This is a genomic window from Accumulibacter sp. (genome assembly GCF_036625195.1).
In the GTDB taxonomy this organism is placed as follows: domain Bacteria; phylum Pseudomonadota; class Gammaproteobacteria; order Burkholderiales; family Rhodocyclaceae; genus Accumulibacter.
Genome location: NZ_JAZKUG010000001.1, coordinates 772,471 through 793,983, shown reverse-complemented (window position 1 = coordinate 793,983; position 21,513 = coordinate 772,471). Strand labels below are relative to the sequence as shown.

Annotated in this window: 22 protein-coding genes and 1 tRNA gene; 21 read left to right on the top strand and 2 right to left on the bottom strand. The window is 68.0% G+C overall.

The window, feature by feature from the left end; all coding sequences use genetic code 11:
• The first annotated feature begins 26 nt into the window (after positions 1–26).
• The 18 genes from V5B60_RS03505 to V5B60_RS03420 all read left to right on the top strand — a co-directional run bounded on the left by V5B60_RS03505 (position 27) and on the right by V5B60_RS03420 (position 15,459).
• On the top strand, positions 27–368 hold the full coding sequence (locus tag V5B60_RS03505; protein ID WP_332345643.1) for a DUF2782 domain-containing protein: 342 nt from the start codon (positions 27–29) through the stop codon (positions 366–368).
• Positions 369–420: 52 nt separating this feature from the next.
• A complete protein-coding gene (locus tag V5B60_RS03500; protein WP_332345642.1) occupies positions 421–1,422 on the top strand; it encodes a homoserine kinase in 1,002 nt (333 codons plus the stop codon).
• Complete coding sequence (locus tag V5B60_RS03495; RefSeq protein WP_332345641.1) at positions 1,415–2,701, top strand: class I SAM-dependent methyltransferase; 1,287 nt, start codon at positions 1,415–1,417, stop codon at positions 2,699–2,701. Before V5B60_RS03500 ends, V5B60_RS03495 begins: the two co-directional genes overlap by 8 nt.
• Positions 2,702–2,787: 86 nt before the next feature.
• Entirely contained in the window at positions 2,788–3,525 is a 738-nt protein-coding gene (locus V5B60_RS03490) for a BPSS1780 family membrane protein (protein ID WP_332345640.1), read from the top strand.
• 13 nt (positions 3,526–3,538) lie between these two features.
• The gene (locus tag V5B60_RS03485) at positions 3,539–4,318 is read left to right on the top strand and encodes a BPSS1780 family membrane protein (RefSeq protein ID WP_332345639.1); all 780 of its coding nucleotides are present in this window, start codon (positions 3,539–3,541) and stop codon (positions 4,316–4,318) included.
• Positions 4,311–4,988 carry a nicotinate-nucleotide adenylyltransferase gene (gene nadD, locus V5B60_RS03480; protein WP_332345638.1) on the top strand — a complete coding sequence of 226 codons (678 nt, stop codon included), beginning with the start codon at positions 4,311–4,313 and terminating at the stop codon, positions 4,986–4,988. Before V5B60_RS03485 ends, nadD begins: the two co-directional genes overlap by 8 nt.
• Before the next feature lie 7 nt (positions 4,989–4,995).
• Complete coding sequence (gene rsfS, locus V5B60_RS03475; protein ID WP_332345637.1) at positions 4,996–5,379, top strand: ribosome silencing factor; 384 nt, start codon at positions 4,996–4,998, stop codon at positions 5,377–5,379.
• On the top strand, positions 5,376–5,846 hold the full coding sequence (gene rlmH / locus V5B60_RS03470) for a 23S rRNA (pseudouridine(1915)-N(3))-methyltransferase RlmH (protein WP_332345636.1): 471 nt from the start codon (positions 5,376–5,378) through the stop codon (positions 5,844–5,846). Before rsfS ends, rlmH begins: the two co-directional genes overlap by 4 nt.
• Positions 5,847–6,470, top strand: a complete 624-nt coding sequence (locus tag V5B60_RS03465) for a Maf family protein (RefSeq protein WP_332345635.1) — start codon at positions 5,847–5,849, stop codon at positions 6,468–6,470. It begins immediately after the preceding gene.
• Between the two features lie 107 nt (positions 6,471–6,577).
• Positions 6,578–7,180 (top strand): thermostable hemolysin, encoded by a 603-nt coding sequence (locus tag V5B60_RS03460; RefSeq protein WP_332345634.1) that lies wholly within the window; start codon positions 6,578–6,580, stop codon positions 7,178–7,180.
• Complete coding sequence (locus tag V5B60_RS03455; RefSeq protein WP_332345633.1) at positions 7,177–8,700, top strand: AMP-binding protein; 1,524 nt, start codon at positions 7,177–7,179, stop codon at positions 8,698–8,700. The genes V5B60_RS03460 and V5B60_RS03455 overlap by 4 nt, the downstream gene beginning before the upstream one ends.
• Complete coding sequence (locus V5B60_RS03450) at positions 8,687–9,352, top strand: TenA family transcriptional regulator (protein WP_332345632.1); 666 nt, start codon at positions 8,687–8,689, stop codon at positions 9,350–9,352. The genes V5B60_RS03455 and V5B60_RS03450 overlap by 14 nt, the downstream gene beginning before the upstream one ends.
• A complete protein-coding gene (locus V5B60_RS03445; RefSeq protein ID WP_332345631.1) occupies positions 9,343–10,128 on the top strand; it encodes an SDR family oxidoreductase in 786 nt (261 codons plus the stop codon). Before V5B60_RS03450 ends, V5B60_RS03445 begins: the two co-directional genes overlap by 10 nt.
• A 23-nt stretch (positions 10,129–10,151) precedes the next feature.
• Positions 10,152–10,808, top strand: a complete 657-nt coding sequence (locus V5B60_RS03440) for a hypothetical protein (protein WP_332345630.1) — start codon at positions 10,152–10,154, stop codon at positions 10,806–10,808.
• Positions 10,809–11,471 (top strand): response regulator, encoded by a 663-nt coding sequence (locus tag V5B60_RS03435; protein WP_332345628.1) that lies wholly within the window; start codon positions 10,809–10,811, stop codon positions 11,469–11,471.
• Positions 11,471–12,859: an ATP-binding protein gene (locus V5B60_RS03430; protein ID WP_332345626.1), complete on the top strand. Its 1,389-nt coding sequence runs from the start codon at positions 11,471–11,473 to the stop codon at positions 12,857–12,859. Before V5B60_RS03435 ends, V5B60_RS03430 begins: the two co-directional genes overlap by 1 nt.
• A 64-nt stretch (positions 12,860–12,923) precedes the next feature.
• Entirely contained in the window at positions 12,924–14,909 is a 1,986-nt protein-coding gene (locus tag V5B60_RS03425; protein WP_332345625.1) for a UvrD-helicase domain-containing protein, read from the top strand.
• A gap of 157 nt (positions 14,910–15,066) precedes the next feature.
• Complete coding sequence (locus V5B60_RS03420; RefSeq protein WP_332345624.1) at positions 15,067–15,459, top strand: hypothetical protein; 393 nt, start codon at positions 15,067–15,069, stop codon at positions 15,457–15,459.
• A gap of 105 nt (positions 15,460–15,564) precedes the next feature.
• Here V5B60_RS03420 and V5B60_RS03415 read toward each other — a convergent pair whose 3' ends face one another.
• Positions 15,565–15,975, bottom strand: coding sequence for a c-type cytochrome (locus V5B60_RS03415; protein WP_332345623.1), 411 nt, complete (start codon positions 15,973–15,975; stop codon positions 15,565–15,567).
• A gap of 164 nt (positions 15,976–16,139) precedes the next feature.
• On the opposite strand from V5B60_RS03415, the gene V5B60_RS03410 reads away from it, so the two are divergent.
• Positions 16,140–16,216, top strand: a tRNA-Arg gene (locus V5B60_RS03410).
• Between the two features lie 195 nt (positions 16,217–16,411).
• On the opposite strand, the gene V5B60_RS03405 is transcribed toward V5B60_RS03410, so the two are convergent.
• On the bottom strand, positions 16,412–17,011 hold the full coding sequence (locus V5B60_RS03405) for a CBS domain-containing protein (RefSeq protein WP_332345622.1): 600 nt from the start codon (positions 17,009–17,011) through the stop codon (positions 16,412–16,414).
• Between the two features lie 369 nt (positions 17,012–17,380).
• Here V5B60_RS03405 and secA point away from each other — a divergent pair, with 369 nt between their 5' ends.
• Together secA and argJ are read left to right on the top strand one after the other, a co-directional pair.
• A complete protein-coding gene (secA, locus tag V5B60_RS03400) occupies positions 17,381–20,098 on the top strand; it encodes a preprotein translocase subunit SecA (RefSeq protein WP_332345621.1) in 2,718 nt (905 codons plus the stop codon).
• Positions 20,099–20,207: 109 nt separating this feature from the next.
• The gene (gene argJ / locus V5B60_RS03395; RefSeq protein ID WP_332345620.1) at positions 20,208–21,446 is read left to right on the top strand and encodes a bifunctional glutamate N-acetyltransferase/amino-acid acetyltransferase ArgJ; all 1,239 of its coding nucleotides are present in this window, start codon (positions 20,208–20,210) and stop codon (positions 21,444–21,446) included.
• The last annotated feature ends 67 nt before the right edge of the window (positions 21,447–21,513 follow it).

Here is a 21,513-nt window from a genome sequence, read left to right as displayed (position 1 = left end):
CCGATCAATCACCCGGAAGACCGCCGATGCGCCGCACCCATGCTTTTCTGGCCACTCTGGTTCTCGCCACGGCGCCAGTGCTTGCCCAGACTCCGCCCGATCTGCAGCCGTTGCCGGCAGTGCCGCCGCCACCGCCGGAGATGGCGCCGCTCGACGCTTCGCTGGAGCCGCAGGTGACGATCGTCCAGCGGGACGGCGAGACGGTCGAGGAACACCGGATCGGCGGCAGGCTCTACATGATCCGGGTGACGCCGGCGCACGGCGTGCCGTACATCCTGGTCGACCACCAGGGCGACGGGAACTTCGCGCGGCATTCGATCGGCGGTCCGCCGATCAGTGTGCCTATGTGGACCATCGGCACGTTCTGAGCGGCGGGTCACCAGCCTTCCTGCCGCTGCCCGCCCGACATCGACCGCGCCCATGTCGGTGTTCACCGAACTCAGCGCCAGTGTGGTGTCTGCCTGGCTCGAGAACCATTCGCTGGGCACGCTGCGGGACCTCACCGGGATTGCCGAGGGCGTCCAGAACTCGAACTTCTACCTCGCCACGACGAGCGGTGATTACGTCCTGACCCTCTTCGAGCAGGTGCCGCACGCGCAGCTTCCGTTCTACACGCAGTTGCTGGTTCATCTGGCGGCGCGCGGAATTCCCTGCCCGGCGCCGGTCGCCGACCGGCGCGGCGGCTATCTCGGCGAACTCGCGGGCAGGCCGGCGCTGGTCGTCAGTCGTCTCGCCGGTGCTTCCGAGGCCGTTCCGAGCGCGCGGCAGTGTGCGGCGGTCGGTGCGGCGCTGGCGGAGCTGCACCTGGCCGCGCAATCGTGCCCACTGCGCCAGCCGCACCCGCGCGGTACGCAGTGGTGTGCCGCAGTCGCCGCGCAGCTCGCACCGCGCCTCAGTCCCGGCACGGCCGCCCTGCTGGCCGACGAGCTGCAGCAGCAACGGGCCTTGCGGCCCGGCGGCCTGCCGCGTGGCATCATCCATGCCGATCTCTTCCGCGACAACGTCCTCTTCGTCGGTGACCGCCTCAGCGGCCTGCTCGACTTCTATTTCGCCGGTGTCGACGACCTGCTTTTCGACCTGGCGGTGGTCGCCAACGACTGGTGTACCGCGGCCGGCGGTGGCATCGATGCCGATCGCTGCCAGCTGCTGCTGGCTGCCTATCATCGCCGGCGGCCACTGACTGCCGGCGAACGGGCGGCGTGGCCGCTGCTGCTGCGTGCTGCGGCCCTGCGTTTCTGGCTCTCGCGCCTGCAGGACCAGTTGCTGCCCCGATCCGGTGAGGTGGTGACGCAGCGCGATCCAGCGGTTTACGAGGAGATTCTGCTGGCGCACCGGGCGGGCGACGGCCGCCGGCAAGGCTTGGCGCCGGTTTCGGATGGACTCTTGGCCGACGAAGTGCCCAGGGCGGCATGGCATGAGTGACGCGGTCCTGCCACAGGTCCGGGAGCAATACGAAGCGCTGCCCTATCCGCCGCGCGATCCCGACGAGGAAAGACAGCGGCTGCTGCCGACCTGGCTCGACTCGCTGCCGATGATCAACCACTACTGCTGCGCCGGCCGGCAGGATTTCCGCCGCGGCTGGCGCGTTCTCGTTGCCGGTGGCGGTACCGGCGACGCGACGATCTATCTCGCGGAACAGTTGCGCGCGACCGACGCCGAGATCGTGCACCTCGACCTGAGCGCGGCGAGCATCGCCATCGCGCGCCGCCGGGCCGAAATCCGCGGCCTCGCGAACATCCGCTGGCTGCAGGCGTCGCTGCTCGAACTGCCCCGGCTGGGGCTCGGCGAGTTCGACTACATCAACTGCTCGGGGGTCCTGCACCACCTGCCGGACCCCGATGCCGGCCTGCGCGCGCTGCTCGCCGTCCTCGCGGCCGGCGGCGCGATCGGCGTGCTGGTCTACGCGACCTACGGCCGTACCGGCGTTTACCAGATGCAGGAACTGCTGCGCCGGATCAACGTCGGCTGCGGCAGCATCGACCAGCGCCTCGACCATGCCCGCCAGGTGCTGGCGACGTTGCCGCAGACGAACTGGTTTGCCCGCGGCGAAGCCTTGATCTCCGACCATCGGCGCGGTGATGCCGGCATCTACGATCTGCTGCTGCATGCGCAGGACCGCTCGTACACCGTCGAGGAGCTGTACGCGTGGCTGCACGACGCGCACGGCCTGCACATCGAGTTCTCCGACGTCGGCCGCGGGCGGGCGCCGTACCTGCCGGCGCTGGTGCTGGCGCCGCGACGGCCGCCGTTCCTCGACGCCGTTGCGCACCTGCCGCTGCGCCAGCAGCAGGCGATCGCCGAATTGCTCGGCGGTACGCTGGTAACGCACTCCTTCTATCTTTGCCACGGTGCGCGCGTCGCTCCCTATGGCGACCCGCAGTACATCCCGTTCTTCTGCCACGAACCGGTCACCGGGCCCGAGTTGTCGGCCATCATCCACCGCAGCACCGAGGTGCCCTTCATCATGCGCCACAGCCATACCGGCATCAGCCTGCCACTCGACGTCGGCCGCTTCGGCAAGTTCATCCTCAAGTACATCGACGGCCGGCGCAGCTTTGCCGAAATCTTCGCGCTGGTGCGCGGCGAGGAGAAGTTCCGCCGCTCGCCGCCCGACGATGCCACGCTGTTCGCCGACTTCGCACCGCTCTACGGCTTTCTCAACGCCATCGAGCGCATGCTGCTGACGCGTTGCCCGACCTGAGGACGGCGCGGATCAGCGGTGCGGCTTGCCTCGTTCGTTGCGGGACGCTAGCATCTCCTACCCTTTGCCATCAGGCCGCGATCCCCATGGAGCAATTTCCGATCCCCGCGCCGCAGTTCGACGGCGCCAGCCGCCGGCTCGAAGCGGGCAGCGTGTTCGACTGGTTCCGCCAGGGCTGGGCGATCTTCGCCGCCAACCCGGCCGTCTGGATCGCCATGATGGTCCTGATGATCGTCATCTACGTCGGGCTGGCGGTCGTTCCGGTCATCGGCTACCTCGCGGCCTACCTGCTGACGCCCTTGCTGGCAGCGGGAATGTTGCTCGCCTGCCGCAAGGCGGTGATCGGCGAAGCGCTCGAGGTCGGCGACCTGTTTGCCGGTTTCAGGCGTGACACGGGTGCGTTGATGACGCTGGGCGTTTTCTACATGTTGGCGATGCTGCTGCTCGTCGTGTTGGTCTTCCTCTCGCTGGGCGGCGGCATCGCCGGCGGCCTGGTGCTGGCCAACCCGCTCGGCGTCGGCATCGCGCTCGGCGGCATCGCCGTCGCCGGCCTCGTCTGGTTGCTGCTGTCGCTGCTGATCGTCATGGCCGTCTGGTTCGCGCCGGCGCTGGTCGTGTTCAACGGCATGCCACCGACGGCGGCGCTCAACGCCAGCTTCCATGCCTGCATGAAGAACCTTCCCTGCCTGCTGGTCTATGGATTGCTGACCATGATCCTGTGCTTCTTCGCCGCCCTGCCGCTCGGCCTCGGATTCCTGGTCCTCGGACCGGTACTGGCGGGCTCCGTGTATGCTTCGTATCGCGATACCTTCATCACCGCCTGAGCCGCCCGAAAACATGCAAGCACTGACTCTTTCCGCAGCGCAGGGATGGCGCTGGCTCGCCGATGGTTTCCGCATCTTTCGCCGGGGGCACGTGATGCTGACCTTCCTCGTCGTCAGCTACTGGCTGCTGATGGCGATGGTCAACCTGTTGCCGGTGATCGGCACGGTGCTCACCACGCTGTGCATCCCGGCCTTCTCGGTCAGCCTGATGAACGTCTGCCGCAACATCGACCGCTCGTTGCCGGTGACGCCGCAGATGCTGTTCTCGGGCTTTCGCAGCAACCAGCGTTCGCTGCTGGTTCTCGGCGCCGCGTACCTGGCGGCGACGGTCGGCATCCTGGCGATCTCGGCGGTGGCCGATGGCGGCGCGCTGATGGCGATGATGCTGCTCGGCACGAAGCCGGCGGACGACGTGCTGGCGAGTGGCGACATGCTTTTCGCGGCACAGGTCGCGCTGCTGTTCCTCTGCCCGCTGGTGATGGCCTACTGGTATGCGCCGGTTCTCGTCGGCTGGCATTCGCTGCCACCGGCGAAGGCGCTGTTCTTCAGCTTCGTCGCCTGTGCCCGCAACTGGCGCGCCTTTCTCGTCTACTCGCTGGCGCTGGCCCTCGTCGCGGTGGTGCTGCCGGCGTTGTTGCTCGGCGTCGTCGGGACGCTGCTGCAGCTCGGCGCGTCGCTGGTGGCCACCGGCATGACCGTCCTCGTCCTCCTCGTCGTCGCGCCGACGGTCTTTGCCAGCTTCTACGTCAGTTATCGCGATGTCTTCGTCAGCACCGGCGACAGCGATGCCTGATGCGGGTGGCGGCGATGGCCCGCTGGGGATCTTCGGTGGCACCTTCGACCCGGTTCATTACGGCCACCTGCGCCTGGCCGAGGAGGCCGTCGGCGCACTCGCGCTGAGCACGATCCGCTGGCTCCCGGCGGGTCAGCCGCGGCTGCGTGACGCGCCGCGGGTGACCGCCGGGCAGCGGCTGGCGATGGTCCGCCTGGCGACTGCCGACAACCCGTTTTTCGAGGTCGACGAGAGCGAGGTGACGGCCGCGCGGCCGAGCTGTACCGTGCCGACGCTGGAACGACTGCGTTCGCCCGAACACTGCGGCCGCCGCCGGCCGCTCGTCCTGCTGCTCGGCGCCGATGCATTTGCCGGCCTGCCGGGCTGGCATCGCTGGCAGTCGCTGTTTGCCCTGGCGCACCTCGCGGTCGCCCATCGCCCGGGCTATCCGCTCGACCCGGCGCAGTTGCCGCCGGCGCTGGCGGCGCACTGCCGCGACCGCTTCTGCAGCAGCCCGGCCGAGCTTGCCGCTTCGCCGGCGGGGCTGGTCGCCACCTTTGCGATGACACAACTGGCGATCTCGGCGACGCGTGTCCGCCAGCTGCTCGCCAATGGCGAGAGCGTCCGCTATTTGCTGCCCGATCCGGTTATCGCTTATATTCGGCGCCATCGTCTTTATCCCCACTGCTGAGCTGCCCATGAAACTTGCCGATCTCGAAAAGCTGGTCGTCGCTGCCCTCGACGACATCAAGGGCCGCGATATCGAGGTCATCGACACCAGCCGCCTGACGGCGCTGTTCGACCGGATGATCATCGCCTGCGGCGATTCGAACCGTCAGGTCAGGTCGCTGGCACGCAACGTACAGGAAAAGGTGCGCGAGGCCGGTGGCGGAGTCCTCTCCTGCGAGGGCGAGGAGGCGGGCGAGTGGATCCTCGTCGATCTCGGCGACATCATCGTCCATGTCATGCAGCCGCCGGTCCGCAGCTATTACAACCTGGAGGAACTGTGGGGCGGCAAGGGTCCGCTGCGCGTTCGCCAGGCCGGTCGCCAGCTCGCGGAGGCCAGCCTCGGCGAGGCATGAGGCTGGCCATCGTCGCCGTCGGCAACAGGTCGCCCGCCTGGGTCAGCGCTGGCTGCGCCGAGTACCTCAAGCGCATGCCGCGCGAACTGCCCCTGTCGGTGATCGAGGTCAAGGCCGAGGTGCGTGGCGCGAAGAGCCGCGAGCAGCTCCTGGCCGCCGAGCGGACGCGCCTGCTGGCGGCGCTGCAGGGTTTCCGCCGGCTGGTGGTACTCGACGAGCGCGGGTCGGATCTGAGCACGCTCGAGCTGGCGCAGCGCCTTGCCGGCTGGATGCAGGCCGGCGGCGACACCGCCTTCGTCATCGGCAGTGCCGACGGCGTCGACGCGGCGTTGAAGCAGCAGGCCGACGAGCTCATTCGTCTCTCGCGCCTGACCCTGCCGCACGCGCTGGCGCGGCTGCTGCTGTGCGAGCAGCTCTACCGCGCCTGCAGTGTGATCCGCAACCATCCCTACCATCGCGAGGACTGAGTGCCTGCCGGCCCGCTGCAGCAACGCGTCCATCTCGCCTCGCGCAGCCCGCGCCGGCGCGAGCTGCTGGCGCAGATCGGCGTGGCCTTCGACACCATCAGTTTCCGCAGTGCGCCACGCGAAGATGCGGCGGTCGACGAGACGCCGCTGCCCGGGGAGGATGCGCGCCATTGCGTCGAGCGCCTGGCGCGCAGCAAGGCGGAGCACGGTTGCGATCTGGTTCGCTGGCGACGGCTGTTGCCCCAACCGGTTCTCGCCGCCGACACGACTCTGGAACTGGCCGGTGAGCTGATCGGCAAGCCGGCCGATGCCGACGATGCCTGCCGCATCCTGCGCTCTCTTTCGGGTCGCAGTCATCGCGTGCTGACCGCCGTCGCGGTGGCCTTCCAGGGGCGCATCGAACTCGCGCTGTCGGACAGCGTGGTGCGCTTCCGTCAACTCGACGATGGCGAAATCTGTCGCTACGTTGCCAGCGGCGAGCCGCTGGACAAGGCCGGCGCCTACGGCATCCAGGGTCGCGCGGGGATGTTCGTCGAGCATCTCGCCGGCAGCTACTCCGGGGTCATGGGTCTGCCGCTGTGCGAGACGGCGCTGTTGCTCAGGCGCTGCGGCGTCTTGCCCTAGCCGCCTGCCCACCTTCCTTTCGCTTGCATGCCCCGCGGCGTTGCCGTTTAAGAGCTTGTTAAGGAAGCCTCGTCAAGCTGCGCGCACTTGCTCAGAGGGTTCCTGCCATGCAGCCAGCACGCCGCCACTTCTTCGACAACCAGAGCGACACGGTCACCGTGACGCACGCCGATCCTGCCTCGCCCCGCCGCGCGCAGGCCGAGTCGTTCATTCGCCAGGTCTTCGCGCGCCACCATGCCGCCGACGTCACTTCCTTCGCTCCCAACCTGGTGCTCTTCGAGCGTCGCCAGCAGATCGTCGCCGCCTGCGGCTGGCGGCCGGCAGCCAGCGAGAAGCTGTTTCTCGAATGCTACCTCGAGCAGCCCATCGAGCACGCGATGACCGGCCTGGCGCAGCAGCCGGTTCGCCGTGACGAGATCGTCGAGGTCGGCAACTTGGCGGCGGACAAGCCGGGTGGAACGATACAGGTCGTGCTGGCGCTGACGGCCCACCTCGATCGGCTGGGCTACAAGTGGCTCACCTTCACCGCCACGCGCGAGCTGATCGCCATCCTGAACCGACTGGGGCTGCCGGCGCTGGCACTGGCGCCGGCTGATCCGCAGCGGCTGGGCGAGGCTGCGGCAGCCTGGGGCAGCTATTACAGCCAGCAGCCCGTCGTCGTCGCCGGGCGTATCCGGACGGCCCTGGCGCGCGTCGGCCGGCGCGCATGAGCGGCGCTCCGCAGACCGCGCAGGGCCTGGGCGAGCAGCTGTTCGATTCGCTGTCGGCGCGTCCGCGCGATGCGGTCGTCCTGCGTGGCGACAGCGAGACCTGGCGGGCCGCCGCGTTGCAATCGGCCATCGACTCGCTGGCCTGCGGCCTCGCGGGCGTGCGGGTGCTCGCCGTGCTGGCGGACAACGGGCCCGCCTGGGTGATCGCCGACCTCGCTGCCTTGCGTGCCGGCGTCGTCCATCTGCCGTTGCCGGGCTTCTTCAGCCCGTCGCAACTGGCGCACGCCCTGACGCAGGCCGGTGCCGACACGGTGCTGACCGACCAGCCGGCGCGGATCGCCAGTCTGGACCTCGGATTCACCGTGGTCGGCAAGGCGAACGGGCTGCTGCGGATGGCGCGTGCGACGCCGGCAGCGCCGCTGCCGCCGGCAACCACCAAGATCTCGTTCACCTCCGGCAGTACCGGCGCTCCCCGCGGCGTCTGCCTGAGCGCCGCCGGCCTGCTCGATACCGCCGTTGCCGTTGCCGGCTGCTTCGCCGACCTGGCGATCGAACGGCATCTGGCCGTCCTGCCGCTGTCGCTGCTGCTCGAAAACAGCGCCGGCATCCACGCGTCGCTGTTGCTCGGCGCCGAGATTCGCGTCGCCGGACTGCAGACGCTTGGCTGGCGCGGCATGGTGGGTTTCGACCCGGTCGCGCTGCAGCGGACCGTCGTCGCCAGCGCTGCCAACAGCCTGATCCTGGTGCCCGAACTGCTCAAGATGTGGAGCGCGCAGCGGGCGGCAGGCGAACCCGCGGCGGCGAACGATCTGCGCTATGTTGCCGTCGGCGGCGCGCGTGTCGCCCCGGAGCTGCTGGCGCGGGCGCGTGCCGTCGGTCTGCCGGCCTATCAGGGGTACGGACTGACCGAGTGCGGTTCGGTCGTCAGCCTCAACCGTCCCGGCGACGATGCCGAGGGTGTCGGGCGTCCGCTGCCGCATGTTCGCGTGCGCATCGCCGACGGTGAAGTGCTGGTGGGCGGGCGCGCCTTTCTCGGCTACGTCGGCGACGAGTGGCCGCAGCCGGCGACGGCGGCGAAGCTGCCGGAGTTCGCCACCGGCGACCTCGGCCGGCTCGACGGCAATGGCCATCTGCACCTCGACGGGCGTCGCAAGAACCTGCTGATCACCTCCTTCGGCCGCAACGTCGCGCCGGAGTGGATCGAGTCGCTGCTCCTCGCCGAGCCCGCAATCGCCCAGACGATCGTCTGCGGCGACGGCATGCCCGGCCTGTGTGCGCTGCTGGTCGCCGCGCCGGGAGCCGAGCGCGGCGCCCTGGGCGCGGCGGTGGCGCGGGTCAACGCCGGATTGCCGGATTACGCGCGCATCGCCGACTGGCTGCCGGTAGCCCCCTTCAGCGTCGACAACGGGCTGGCCACCGGCAACGGACGGCCGCGCCGCAACGCCATCCTGCAACATCACGCTGCCGATCTGGCGGCGCTCTTCCATCCAGAAAGGGAAGCAAACGATGTCCTTTCATGAACGACTGATCGCCGCCACGGCCACCGAGCGCGCACGCCTGCTGGCCGCGCCGGTGATCGCCGACTGCCTGCAGGGACGGGTCAGCCTCGGCACCTACCTCGCCTTCCTCGGCCAGGCCTATCACCACGTGCGCCAGACCACGCCACTGCTGATGACACTCGGCGGTCGGCTGCCGGAGCGGTTGTCGTGGCTGCGGCGGCCGGTCGCCGCCTACATCGACGAGGAAATCGGCCACGAGGAGTGGATTCTCGACGACATTGCCGCGGCCGGTGGCGATGCCGACGCGGTGCGTGCCAGCCAGCCGGATCTGCCAGCCGAGCTGATGGTCGCCTATGCCTACGACCTGCTCCATCGCGGCAACCCGGCGGCCTTCTTCGGCATGGTCTTCGTCCTCGAGGGCACCAGCGTCGCGCTCGCGCTGCAGGCGGCCGACCGCATCCAGCAGACACTCGGTCTGCCCGACAATGCCTTCTCCTACCTGCGTTCGCACGGGACGCTGGATCAGGAGCACACGATGCACCTGGCCCGCCTGCTCGAGCGGATGACGCCGGACGACCAGGCCGACGTCGTGCGCAGCGCGCGGGTCTTCTACAAACTCTATGGCGACGTCTTTCGCGCCCTGCCTTGCGTCGAGGAAGAGGCATGCAGCTGAACCATGCCCGCATCCTCCTCACCGGTGCCAGCGGCGGACTCGGGCAGGAACTCGCCCGCCAGCTGGCCGCCGCCGGTGCCGTGTTGCTGCTTGCCGGGCGTGACCATGCCCGCCTGCGCGAGTTGAGCGCCGCACTCGGCAACGGCTCGGCGTGCGTCACCGGTGATCTCGGCCGCCCCGCCGGCGTCGCGGCGCTGGCTGCGGCAGCGCGTGACTTCGAGCTCAACGTGCTGATCAACAATGCCGGCGTCGGCGCCTTCGGCCTTCTCGATACGCAGGAGTGGAGCACCGTCGAGGAGGTGCTGGCGACCAACCTCGAAGGCCCGATCCACCTCACGCACGCCTTGCTGCCGTGGCTCAAGGCACAGCCGCAGGCGGCGATCGTCAACATCGGGTCGACCTTCGGCAGCCTGCCGTTCCCGGGTTTCGCCGCCTACTCGGCGGCCAAGGCAGGCCTGCGCGGCTTCTCGCAGGCGCTGCGCCGAGAGCTGGCGGATTCGCTCGTCGCCGTTATCCACGTCGCGCCGCGGGCGATCGATACGCCGCTCAACAGCGCTGCGGTCAACGCACTGAACCGGGCGCTGAAGAACCACAGCGACCCGGCGGCAGAGGTGGCGCGACAGATCGTCGCCGCTCTCCGCCGTGGCGACGGCGAGCACCATTTCGGCTTTCCGGAACGCTTGTTCGCCTGGCTCAACGGCGTCGCTCCATCGTTGATCGACCGCGGCCTGGCCGGCAAGCTGCCGATCGTCAAGCAGCACAGTCCATCATCCTGAATCGTATCGAAAGGAACATCTCCATGAAGACCGCGCTTGTCGTGGGCAGGTTCATCACCCTGCTCGCCTTTCTTGCCGGCAGCTCGCTGGCCACCGCCAGCACCGCTGACGATCTCATCCGGCCGATCCAGGAGCAATGGGCCGAGATCAAGTACCGCCAGCCCGACAAGCAGCAGGCCGAGGGCTATCATGCTCTGGCCGAGCAGGCGCGCAGGATCGTCGAAGCCAACCCGAAGATGCCCGAGGCACTCATCTGGGAAGGCATCGTCCTTTCCAGTGAAGCGGGTGCCAAGGGTGGCCTCGGGGCCCTGTCCCTGGCCAAGGAAGCCCGGCAGCGACTCGACGAGGCGCTCAAGCTGAACGACAGGGCGCTGAATCGATCGGCCTACACCAGCCTGGCGACGCTCTACGCCAAGGTGCCGGGCTGGCCGGTCGGCTTTGGCGACAAGGAACGCGCCGAGGAGTACTTCCGCAAGGCGCTGGCGATCAACCCCGATGGTATTGACCCGAACTTCTTTTACGGCGAATATCTGGCCGATCGTGGCCGATCGGCCGAAGCCCTGCCGTACCTCGAGAAGGCACTGAAGGCGCCACCCCGTCCCGGGCGCGAACTCGCCGACAGTGGCAGGCGGCAGGAGGTCCAGGCCTTGCTGGCAAAGCTGAAGAAGGAAACCAGGTAATTGCGCGTCCTGCTCGTCGAAGATGATGCCCTGCTCGGCGACGGCGTCCGCGCCGGCCTGAAGCTGGGCGGGTACACGGTTGACTGGGTGCGCGATGGCGAGGCAGCGCGACTGGCGCTGCTCGACCACGCCTACCAGGCCTGCGTGCTTGACCTCGGGCTGCCGAAGCGCGGCGGCCTGGCCGTATTGAAGGACTTGCGCGAGCGCGGCAACCCGCTTCCCGTCCTCATCCTGACGGCGCGCGACAGCAGCGCCGACAAGATTGCCGGGCTCGATGCCGGTGCCGACGACTACCTCACGAAGCCCTTCGATCTGCCGGAACTGCAGGCGCGCCTGCGTGCGCTGCTGCGCCGCGCCGGCGGCACGGCGACGCCGACGCTCGAGCACGCGGGTGTCGTGCTCGACCCGGCGAGCAAGCGGGTGACCCGCGACGGCGAGGCCGTCAGCCTGTCGGCGCGCGAGTACACGCTGCTGCTCGATCTGCTGCGGCACAGGAACCACATCCGCACCCGCGCCCAGCTCGAGGAAAGCCTCTATTCCTGGGGTGAGGAAACGGGCAGCAATACGGTCGAAGTGTATGTCCATCACTTGCGCAAGAAGCTGGGTGCGGACTTCATCCGCACGGTGCGCGGGCTTGGGTACCAACTCGGCGATTCTGCCTGATGCCCGGTTCGCTGCAGAGTGTTCGCCTGCAGTCGCTGCGCTGGCGCCTGCTGCGCACCGTCTGCCTCGCTTCGCTGTGCGGCCTGGCGTTGACCGCGACGATGAGCTACTGGCAGGCGCAGCATGAGGCCGAGGAGCTCATGGATGGGCACCTGGCGCAGTCCGCCCGGCTCCTGTTGGCGCTGGTGCGCGACAACGAGGCGCATCTCGGCGACCTGGCAACGCGGCTGGCGACGGTGCGCAGCAACGAGGAGAACCTCTACGAGCCGCCGCTCGAATTCCAGATCGGCGGCGTCGATGGCGCCTTGCTGTTGCGCTCCGAACACGCGCCGCCCGTGGATCTCTCCGCTCCTGCCGGCTACACGGACATCGAACACGATGGCCAACCCTGGCGGATCCTCAGTCTCGTCGCCAGCTCGGGTGATTACCGGGTGCAGGTCGGCCAGTCGATCGTGCTGCGTGACCGGGCGGCGCTGGAGGTGGCGGTGCAATCGGTCCTGCCGATCGCGCTGATGTCGCCGTTGCTGCTGCTGCTGCTGTACTACTCGGTGCGGCGTGGATTGAAGCCGCTCGACGACCTGACCGCCGACGTCGCCGCCCGTTCACCGGACAACCTGATGCCGCTGGCCGGGCGTCACGTGCCGACCGAAGCGCAGCCGCTGGTGGTCGCGCTCAACCGCCTGTTGTTCAGGCTGCGCGCCACCCTCGAAAACGAACGTCGCTTCACCGCCGATGCCGCGCACGAGCTGCGAACACCGCTGGCGGTGGTCCGCATCCAGGCGCAGGTGGCGCAGCTCACTGCCGACAGCGCCGATCGGCAGCACGCGCTCGACCAGGTCCTGGCCGGTACCGACCGGGCGACGCGGGTGGTCGAGCAGCTGTTGCGCCTGGCACGCCTCGACCCGCTGGCGCGGCTGCCGACGTCGAGCGAGATCGACCTGGCCGAACTCGCGCAAAGGGTGCTCGCCGATACGCAGGTGCCGGCGAGCCGGCCGGGACCGCGCCTGCAGACAAGCGGGACGCCGCTGTCGGTCAGCGGCGACGGCGAACTGCTCGAGATCGCGCTGCGCACGCTGCTCGACAACGCCCTGCGCCATACCCCGGACGAAGCGCGGATCACGGTCATCGTCCGCCGTGAGGCGGCGGAACTGGCTCTCGCCGTGGCCGACGACGGGCCGGGGGTCGCCGCGGACGAACTGCCGCGCCTTGCCGAACGCTTCCATCGCGGCAGCGAGGCCGGCGGCGATGGCAGTGGCCTCGGCCTTGCCATCGCGCAGCGGATTGCCGAACTGCACGGCGCGCGTCTGGAGGTCGAGAACCTCGTCGCAGGGGGCTTCGAGGCCCGCCTGCGCTGGCCACGGCCGGCTGCCAGCGTGCAGCGGGGGTGAGGCTGCGGTCGGCGCCGCCGGGTGCGTGCTAGAATCGCGCCCCGGTCCAGCCCACCCTGCCGCAATGTCCGTTCTCAACCCGCAGCAGCGCGAAGCGATTCACTACCTCGATGGTCCGCTGCTGGTCCTGGCCGGCGCCGGCTCGGGCAAGACGCGGGTGATCACCGAGAAGATCGTCTACCTGATCGAGTCCTGTGGTCTGCAGCCGCGCAACATCGCCGCGATCACCTTCACCAACAAGGCCGCGCGCGAGATGCAGCAGCGTGTCGGCAAGCTGCTTGCCGGGCGTTCGGCTGCCGGTCTGGTCCTCTCCACCTTCCACGCCCTGGGTGTACGGATGCTGCGCGAGGAAGCGGCGGCCATCGGCTACAAGCCGGCTTTCTCGATCCTTGATTCGGCTGACTGCCTCGGCATCCTCGCAGAGCTGTCAGGCAGCGCCGACAAGGCCCTGGCGCGCCGGTTGCAGTGGCAGATTTCGAGCTGGAAGGGCGCGCTGGTGCTTCCCGGGGAGGCGGCACGGATTGCCGGCAACGAAAGCGAAGCGCGCGCTGCCCGGGTCTACGCGAGTTACGCCGAGACCTTGCGAGCCTATCAGGCGGTCGACTTCGATGACCTGATCGCCTTGCCCGTACGCCTGCTGGAGACGCAGCCTGCACTGCGCGAGAAGTGGCAGAATCGCCTGCGCTACCTGCTGGTCGACGAGTACCAGGATACCAATGCCGGTCAGTACGCATTGCTCCGCCTGCTGGCCGGGCAGCGCGCGGCCTTCACCGCAGTCGGCGACGACGATCAGTCGATCTATGGCTGGCGCGGTGCCGACCTCGCCAACCTGCGCGGCTTGCCACACGACTACCCGAACCTCAGGCTGATCAAGCTGGAGCAGAACTACCGTTCGACGGCGCGCATCCTGAAAGCGGCCAACGCGCTGATCGCCAACAACGAGAAGCTGTTCGACAAGAGCCTGTGGTCGGAGCTCGGACCGGGCGATCCGATCACCGTCAGCGCCTGCCCGGATCAGGAGCGCGAGGCCGAGTCGGTGGTCATGAAGCTGCAGGCGCACCGCTTCGAGCACCGCGGCCGGTTCAGCGACTACGCGATCCTCTACCGCGGCAATTTCCAGGCGCGCGCGGTTGAAGAGTTCATGCGCAAGCAGCGCGTTCCTTACCGCTTGTCGGGCGGCCAGTCGTTCTTCGACAAGAGCGAGATTCGCGACATTGCCGCCTATCTGCGCCTGCTGGCCAATACCGACGACGACCCGGCGTTCATTCGTGCGGTCGGCGTGCCACGGCGTGGTGTCGGCAGCAGCACGCTGCAGGCACTCGGCGAGTATGCGGGCGAACGCCATCTGCCGCTGTTCACGGCTGCCTTCGAGGAGGGGTTCGCGCAGCGGGTGCAGGCCCGCCAGCTCGCGCCACTGCTCGAGTTCGCTGCTTTCGTCCGCCGTCTGCAGCAGCGCGCCGAGCACGCGCCGGCGGCGTCGGTGCTCGACGAACTGCTTGCCGGGATCGCCTACGAGGACTGGCTGCGCACGCAGGACGACGCGCGCACGGCGCGCAGCCGGCTGGAGAACGTGCGCGAGCTGTGCGACTGGCTGGGCCGGAAGGCTGCGGAGGAGGGCAAGACCCTGCTCGCGGTGACGCAGGGAATCGCCCTGATGAGCATGATCGAGAAGGACGAGGTCGACGCCGACGCCGTCCAGTTGTCGACGCTGCACGCCGCCAAGGGCCTCGAGTTCAAGCATGTCTTCCTGATCGGTGTCGAGGAAGGGGTGCTGCCGCACCGCGAAGCGCAGGCCGAGAACCGGCTCGAGGAAGAGCGTCGCCTGATGTACGTCGGGATCACCCGCGCGCAGCGATCGCTGCATCTGAGCTACGCTGAGAGACGCCTGCAGGGCCGGCAGCTGATCCCCAGCGAGGCCTCACGCTTCATTGGCGAGATGGGCGGTGCCGACCTGCGCTTCCTCGGGCGTGGCAGCGACGGCGTGCCGGACAGGGCGGGGGGCGCGCAGCGCCTGGCGGCACTGCGGGCGATGCTCGGCGGAGCCCGCTGAGCAGGCTGCGGCAGGAGGTCAACGCGCGTCACAGCGCGTTACGCAACTGCTGACATCGCAGCCGTCGGCCACCGCGTTGATCGGTGCAAGGCCGCAGGACAATCCGACAGTTCCCTGGAGCGGCCGAGCAAACCCCAATCAACTCAAGGAGATCATCATGCTGAAGAACATCATCGCCATCGCCGTCGCCGCTGCTTTCGGTACCGCCGCCCTTGCCCAGGGCACCGCCACCAGCCCGGCGAAACCGGCCGACACCGTCAAGCCGGCTGCCCAGGCTGCCGCCGCGCCAGCCGCCGCCGTCGCCACCAGCCCGGCGAAGCCGGTCGAATCCGCCAAGCCGGTTGGCCAGGTCGCCGCGGCGCCCGCCCCTGCCACCGCCACCCCGGCTGCCGGCAGCGTTACGACCGCGACGCCGGCGAAGGGCGAAGCGGTAGCGGTCGAGAAGACGCCGCACGCGAAACCGCAGGCGAAGAAGGCGCAAGCTGCGCCCGCCGTGACGACACCGGCTCCGGCTGCCACCACCGGTTCCGCTCCGGCAGCAGGCAAGTAATCACCAGCATGGCGCAGCCCGCGCCGTTGCCCGGCAGCGGCGCGGGCTGCGCGCAGAAAAGAAAAGGAGGCCCACGGCCTCCTTTTCATGCTCCCCAGGTGAAGTCTATTTTGCGAGGCCGACGAGATGCTCCACCGCTGCCTTGATCTCGGCGTCGCTGAGATCCGCGCCGCCTCCCTTCGGCGGCATGGCGCCCTTGCCGTTGGTGACGCTCTTGACCAGTGCGGCGGTGCCCGTCGCGATGCGCGGTGCCCACGCAGCCTTGTCACCCGCCTTCGGCGCTCCGGCCGCGCCGCTGGCGTGACAGGCCATGCACACCGACTGATAGACGGTCGCCCCGTCGCGTGGCTTGCCATCGGACTTGGCGGCAGCCGCCTTCGCCAGTTCCACCTTCGCGACCGGCTGGATGCGCGCGTCCGCGTCATCGGTAGCGCGGGGCGTGCCTGCACCCTTGCCCATCAGCGACAACGGCCAGATGACGACGACGAGAAGGAGCGCGACGACGATGGTGATCACGAGAATCAAGCGCGATGAGGATTGCTGCTGAGCCATACCAAGTCCTTAGTGGTCTGCTGGTCAAAAACCATATTCTACCGCCGTTTGGCGCCGTCCAGAAGTGGCGGGAAGTGCTCGCAGGCTGGACTGGCCGCGACAAACCGGTTAAGCTTGCGACCCTGCACGCGCCCGTAGCTCAGCTGGATAGAGTACTGCCCTCCGAAGGCAGGGGTCGGACGTTCGAATCGTCTCGGGCGTGCCATGCACCCAGCCGCTTGGCTCATCCCTCGACGGCAGGGCTCTCCGAACCCAGTAAGTACGGATACCCTGGCAAGTCTCGCCCATCGGCGCCACCGGAAACCGCCCCGCGTGACGGCGGCAGCGGCATGCAGCGGGCCTGCTGGCCGTTGCCCTCGACCGCCCGGCGATCTGCCGCCGTGTCAGGGCGTCAGGTTGCTCAATGGCCGAGCGAACTGACGACCTGCGAGAAAGTCTGCGCGATCTCCTCGGTTGGGGAAGTGAGGCCGAGTTGCCGGTCGATCTGCGCCAGCGAGAAGACGCCACAGAGCACGTGGTGGTCTTCATCGTCGTGATCCACCACCAGGCAGAACGGCGAGCCGATTTCGCGCAGGGCGGCGAGGACGTTGCCCACCTTCGCCGATCCGAGGTCGCGCAGATGGATGACTTCGGCATCGTCATGCTTGCTCACCATGACGTCGCCAACGACCAGCTCGGCGGGTTTGACGCCCAGTCGGTGCGCCGCCGCCAGTGGCCGGTGGCCCCTCGTTCCGGCTTCGCTGACGATGCCGACGAGATGCCTCTGCTCGTCGGCCACGAGAAGGTAATGCGCGTGGCTGAGTTCCATGAGCCTGTTGGCGTCTTCAAGCGAGGTGTCGCGGCTCACCGTGACTGGGGGCTGGCGTTGAAAATCGGTCATCACGGCCAGTGCCGGCGAATGGATATCGACAGCCGGGCGGGGAGCGGCTTTCGGGAGGTAACAGGGGACGCCCCGCTGCAGTCGCGTCCACGGCAGGGGTTTGAAGCGCGTATCGGGCATGTGCGGTTTCCTCCGGCGTCTGTGATTGCAGAAGCATTAGAGCATTGATGTTTGCCCACTGGCAAGCCTGCCGCGTCCGGCCTCCGGTGGTTGCCGCCGGAGACCGGGCAGCGGGCCACAGGGGGCTGCCAGCGCCCGGCGCAAGCAGGGCGATGAGGCCGAATTGCCAGGCGGAATGCGCCAGGCAGAATTGCGTCGGGCGAGTGTTGAAGGTAGTATCGAGGCCGCGCGCCGCATGATGGTCGGGATGCAGTCATCGTGCCGCTCAGGTGGCGCAGTGCGAACGGCACTGCCAGCTCCACCGCGGAGGCGAGTCGGCCCCTGGCTCGGGTCCGCCCATCAACTGCAACTTCCTCTACCGTTCCCAGAATGATTTCCGGTTTACTCAAGAAGATTTTCGGCAGCCGCAACGATCGGCTGATCAAGCAGTACTTGCAGGTCGTGCGCAGGATCAACTCGCTCGAGGCGGGGATCGCTGCGCTGTCCGACGGCGCGCTGCGTGACAGGACGGCACACTTCAAGGAGCGGGTGGCGAATGGCGAGACGCTGGACGCGTTGTTGCCGGAGGCATTCGCCGTCGTCCGCGAGGCCGGCAAGCGGACGCTGGGCATGCGGCATTTCGATGTCCAGTTGATTGGTGGCATGGTCCTCCACGATGGCAAGATCGCCGAGATGCGCACCGGCGAGGGCAAGACTCTGGTGGCGACGCTGGCTTCCTACCTCAACGCGCTTTCCGGCGAGGGCGTGCACATCGTCACCGTCAACGATTACCTCGCCAATCGAGATGCCGAGTGGATGGGGCGGCTGCACCGCTTCCTCGGCCTCACGGTCGGCGTCAACCTGTCGCAGATGCCGCATGACCAGAAGCAGGCGGCTTACGCCGCCGACATCACCTACGGCACCAACAACGAGTTCGGTTTCGATTATCTGCGCGACAACATGGTCTACTCGGCCGGCGAGCGCGTGCAGCGCAGGCTGGCTTTCGCGATCGTCGATGAGGTGGACTCGATCCTCATCGACGAGGCGCGGACGCCGTTGATCATTTCCGGGCAGGCGGAGGACCATACCGACCTCTATGTACGGATGAACAGGGTGGCGCCGTTGCTCAAGCGCTGCGCCGAAGAGAATGGCCCTGGCGACTACTGGGTGGACGAGAAGGGGCATCAGATCCTGATGACCGAGGACGGGCACGAGCATGCGGAAGAACTGCTCGCCAGTGCCGGGCTGTTGCCCGATGGCGGCAGCCTCTATGACGCTTCCAATATCCTCATGATCCATCACCTCTACGCCGCACTGCGGGCACACAACCTCTTTCTGCGCGATCAGCAGTACGTCGTGCAGAACGGCGAGGTGGTCATCGTCGATGAGTTCACCGGTCGCCTGATGTCCGGCCGCCGCTGGTCCGACGGCCTGCACCAGGCGGTCGAGGCGAAGGAAGGGGTGCGCATCCAGAACGAGAACCAGACACTGGCCTCGATCACGTTCCAGAACTACTTCCGCATGTACGGCAAGCTGTCCGGGATGACCGGGACGGCCGACACGGAAGCCTACGAATTCCAGCAGATCTATGGCCTGGAGACGGTCGTCATCCCGACCAACCAGCCGATGCGGCGGACCGACAACAACGACCAGGTCTTTCGCACCGCCAAGGAGAAGCACAGCGCGATCATCGCCGACATCCGCGGCTGCCGCGAACGCGGCCAGCCCGTTCTGGTCGGCACCACGTCGATCGAGAACTCGGAACTGCTGTCGGCTCTGCTCGACCACGAAAAGCTGCCGCACCAGGTGCTCAACGCCAAGCAGCATGCGCGCGAGGCCGAGATCGTTCGCGAGGCCGGCCGGCCGGGGATGATCACCATTGCCACGAACATGGCCGGCCGCGGTACCGACATCGTCCTTGGCGGCAGCATCGAGAAGCAGGTGTCCGCGGTGCGTGACGACGAGGCGCTTGGCGAGGCCGAGCGCACGGCACAGATCGCCGCGATCCGGGGGCAGTGGCAGGTGCTGCACGAGCAGGTCGTGGCGGCCGGCGGCCTCCACATCATCGGTTCCGAGCGTCACGAATCAAGGCGCATCGACAACCAGTTGCGTGGCCGTTCCGGTCGCCAAGGCGACCCGGGGTCGTCGCGTTTCTACCTCGCCCTCGATGATTCGTTGCTGCGCATCTTTGCCGGCGAACGCCTGAAGGCGATCATGGAACGTCTGAAGATGCCGGAAGGCGAGCCGATCGAGCATCCGCTCGTCTCGCGTTCGCTGGAATCGGCGCAGCGCAAGGTCGAGGCGCGCAACTTCGACATCCGCAAGCAGCTGCTCGAGTACGACGACGTCGCCAACGACCAGCGCAAGGTGATCTACACGCAGCGCAACGAGCTGCTCGAGACCGAGGACATCACGGAAACCATCACCGCCATGCGCGAAGGCGTGTTGCACGACAGCTTCCGCCTTTACGTGCCGGCCGACACGGTGGAGGAACAGTGGGATCTGCCCGGACTCGAAAAGGCGCTCGCTGCCGATCTGCAGATCGTCCTGCCGGTGGGCGAGTGGGCGCGCGATGAACCGAACCTGCGTGATGACGAAATCCTGCGGCGGATCGTCGATGCGGCGGCAGCCAGCTACGCCGCGAAGATCGATCTGGTGGGGGCCGAAATGTTCCACCAGTTCGAGCGCAACGTCATGCTGCAGAGCCTCGACACGCACTGGCGGGAGCATCTGGCGGCGCTCGATCATCTGCGTCAGGGCATCCACCTGCGCGGCTACGCGCAAAAGAACCCGAAACAGGAATACAAGCGCGAAGCCTTCGAGCTCTTCCAGCGCATGCTCGACAGCGTTCGCGCCGACGTCACGCGGCTGCTGGTGACGGTGCAGGTGCGGGCGCAGGATGTCGAGGAAACGGCGCCACATGCCGAGGTGCAGAACGTCCGCTACCACCATGCGGATTATGACGAAGCGCTCGGTCAGGCTGCCGCGGCAACGGGTGCAGCGGCTGCCGCCAGGCCGGCACCGGCGGCGCACAAGGTCGGGCGCAACGAACCGTGCCCCTGCGGCTCGGGGAAGAAATACAAGTACTGCCATGGCAAGCTGTCCTAGTTCCTGCCGCGGCTGATCCGCAGCAGCGGAGCAGCGGCGCTGGCCAGCCGCGGTTGCCGGCGCGCGGCCCCTTGTCTGCCGCCGGTTTGCCTTTGCCAGCGAGGTCTTCATGCCCGTCAACTACCGTACTCCTGCCGCCGCCGAGCTGTTGCCGGTGGCTGGCGTTCGCCTCGGTGTCGCCGCAGCGGGAATCCGCAAGCCGGATCGCCGCGACTTGGCCGTTCTGGCTTTCGACAGCGGGACCCGGGTCGCCGGCGTGTTCACCGCCAACCGCTTCTGCGCGGCACCGGTACAGGTCTGCCGCAGGCATCTCGAACTCGGCTGCGACATCCGTGCGCTGGTGATCAACACCGGTGTCGCCAACGCCGGCACCGGCGAAGCCGGCTGGCAGGTGGCGACGGCGACCTGCGCCGCCCTGGGCAAGCTGCTGGCGATCGCCGACCGGCAGGTGCTGCCCTTTTCGACGGGAGTGATCCTCGAACCGCTGCCGCTGGATCGCCTGCTCGCCGGCCTGCCGGCCTGCATCGCGGACTTGCGGGCGGACAACTGGCACGCGGCGGCACACGCCATCATGACCACCGACACGGTCGCCAAGGCGGCATCGCGGCGCGTCGAGGTCGCAGGCCGGGCGGTCACGGTCACCGGCATCAGCAAGGGGGCGGGCATGATCCGGCCCAACATGGCGACCATGCTGGCCTTCGTGGCCACCGATGCCGGCATCGCCGGCCCGCTGTTGCAGGAGTTGTTGCGCGAAGCGGCCGATGAATCGTTCAACGGCATCACCGTCGATGGCGATACCTCGACCAACGATTCCTTGATCCTCGCCGCCACCGGCCAGGCAGGGGTCGATGTCAGCGCGCCGACGGACCCGGGCTACCAGGTCGTGCGGCAGGCGGTGATTGCCGTCGCCAGCGAACTCGCGCAAGCCATTGTCCGTGACGGCGAGGGGGCGAGCAAGTTCATCCGCATCGCCGTCGAAGGTGGTCGTGACCGTGCCGAATGCCGTGGCGTCGGCTACGCCATCGGCCACTCACCGCTGGTGAAAACGGCATTCTTTGCCGCCGATCCCAATCTCGGCCGCATCCTGGCAGCGATCGGCTACGCTGCGCTCGACGAACTCGACGTCGGGCGGGTGCGTGTCTGGTTGGGCAGTGCCGGGCGCGAAATCCTGGTCGCCGAGAACGGCGGCCGGGCGGATTGCTATCGCGAGGAGGATGGCGCTGCGATCATGCAGGAGGCCGAGATCACCGTCCGTGTGGCGCTTGGCCGCGGCGACGCACGTGCCACCGTGTACACCTGCGACCTCTCCTACGAGTACGTCCGCATCAACGCCGACTACCGCAGCTAGCAGCCTGTCGGACTTGACCAAGTCGGCTGCAAGAAGTGGGAAGACGGCTCATTTCTCCCCGTATTTC